General features: G+C 68.9%; 1 protein-coding gene. It reads left to right on the forward strand.

Annotation, left to right across the window (positions count from 1 at the left end; genetic code table 11):
• On the forward strand, nucleotides 1-1,539 hold a 1,539-nt coding region (gene rpoB / locus ACFYUV_RS51400; protein ID WP_387683445.1), incomplete at both ends, for a DNA-directed RNA polymerase subunit beta.

Raw genomic sequence — 1,539 nt, forward strand, 5'->3', positions numbered from 1 at the left:
AACCCCAAGCGGTACGACCTGGCCAAGGTGGGCCGCTACAAGATCAACAAGAAGCTCGGGGTCGACTCCGAGATCACGCAGGGCACGCTGACCGAGGACGACGTCGTCTCGATGATCGAGTACCTGGTGCGGCTGCACGCGGGGGAGACGTCCATGGGCGAGGCCGTCGTGGAGCTCGACGACATCGACCATTTCGGCAACCGGCGCATCCGCAGCGTCGGCGAGCTCGTCCAGAACCAGGTCCGGCTGGGCCTGGCCCGCATGGAGCGCGTCGTCCGCGAGCGGATGACCACCCAGGACGTCGAGGCGATCACGCCGCAGACCCTGATCAACATCCGGCCGGTGGTGGCGTCGATGAAGGAGTTCTTCGGCACCTCGCAGCTGTCGCAGTTCATGGACCAGATCAACCCGCTGGCCGGGCTGACGCACAAGCGGCGGCTGAACGCCCTGGGCCCCGGCGGCCTGTCCCGTGAGCGGGCCGGGATGGAGGTCCGTGACGTGCATCCGTCCCACTACGGCCGGATGTGCCCGATCGAGACGCCCGAGGGCCCGAACATCGGCCTCATCGGTTACCTCGCCTGCTTCGGCCGGCTCAACGCCTTCGGCTTCATCGAGACGCCCTACCGCAAGGTCGTCGACGGCCGGGTGACCGAACGGATCGACTACCTGACGGCCGACGAGGAGGACCGGTTCGTCGTCGCCCAGGCGAACTCGTCCCTCGGCGCGGACGGCGAGCTGACCGACGCCCGCGTCCTGGTCCGCACCAAGGGCGGCGAGACCGACTACGTGGCCTCCCGCGAGGTGGACTACATCGACGTGTCGCCGCGCCAGATGGTGTCGGTGGCCACCGCGATGATCCCGTTCCTGGAGCACGACGACGCCAACCGGGCCCTGATGGGCGCGAACATGCAGCGCCAGTCGGTGCCGCTGATCCGCAGCGAGGCGCCGCTGGTCGGCACCGGCATGGAGTACCGTGCCGCGACCGACGCCGGGGACGTCATCAGCGCCGAGAAGGCCGGCGTGGTGGAGGAGGTCTCGGCCGACTACGTCACCGTCATGAACGACGACGGCTCGCGCACCACCTACCGGGTCGCCAAGTTCAGGCGCTCCAACCAGGGCACCTCCTTCAACCAGAAGCCCATCGTCGCCGAGGGCGACCGGGTGGAGGCCGGCCAGGTCATCGCCGACGGCCCCTGCACCGACGAGGGTGAGATGGCGCTCGGCAAGAACCTGCTGGTGGCGTTCATGCCGTGGGAGGGCCACAACTACGAGGACGCGATCGTGCTGTCCCAGCGCCTGGTCCAGGACGACGTGCTGTCCTCGATCCACATCGAGGAGCACGAGGTCGACGCCCGCGACACCAAGCTGGGCCCGGAGGAGATCACCCGGGACCTCCCCAACGTCTCCGAGGACATCCTGGCCGACCTCGACGAGCGCGGCATCGTCCGGATCGGCGCCGAGGTCGTGCCCGGCGACATCCTGGTCGGCAAGGTCACCCCGAAGGGCGAGACCGAGCTGACCCCGGAGGAGCGGCTGCTG

It is taken from the genome of Nonomuraea sp. NPDC003560, assembly GCF_042878785.1.
Taxonomy (GTDB): Bacteria; Actinomycetota; Actinomycetes; order Streptosporangiales; family Streptosporangiaceae; genus Nonomuraea.